This is a genomic window from Kocuria subflava (genome assembly GCF_012163155.1).
Lineage (GTDB): Bacteria > Actinomycetota > Actinomycetes > Actinomycetales > Micrococcaceae > Kocuria > Kocuria subflava.
Window position 1 is genome coordinate 1 of sequence record NZ_JAAVUN010000174.1, and the last position, 592, is coordinate 592.

General features: G+C 64.5%; 1 protein-coding gene. It reads right to left on the reverse strand.

Features of this window, described 5'->3' with window-relative positions:
* A partial coding sequence (locus tag GTW58_RS13600; RefSeq protein ID WP_209436593.1) for a sugar transferase occupies positions 1-592 on the reverse strand: 592 nt, incomplete at both ends.

Here is a 592-nt window from a genome sequence, read left to right on the forward strand (position 1 = left end):
CTGGGATTCGTTGGCGGCCAGCAGGGCCGCCTTGCGTTCCTCCGCGTCCGTGTACATGGGGCGGAACTTCAGCATCTTGAACCGTGATCCGTCCAGTCCCACGCGCTCCTGGCCGAAGAACACCGGGCCACGGTCATGTGCCTTGATCATGGCTGCCACGACGATCATGACGGGGGACAGCACGAGCAGCGCGAACATCGAGCCCAGGATGTCCATGCCGCGCTTGATGATTCGTCGTGACCGGGAAAGATGCGGTGTGGAGACGTGGATTAACGGAAGACCTGCCAGGTGCTGGGTGTGGATGCGCGGGCCGGCGATGTCCGTGAGGCCCGTGTTCATGACCAGACGGATGCGGGCGTCGGCCAGGTACCAGCTCAGGTGCCGGATCTCCGCAGAGCTCAACGGCGAGTTGTTGGTGAGTACCAGGGCCTGGACGCGGTTGCGATGCGCGGCCTCGAGGATTCCCGCCACGGTGGGGCGTTCGCCGACGGGGAGGGTGTTGCGGATCTCGATGTCCTTCAACTTGGCCGGAATCGGTTGCTTCCCCTTGGGGTAGTAAGCGACCACCGGTGCCAGGCCGGCTTCCACGTGG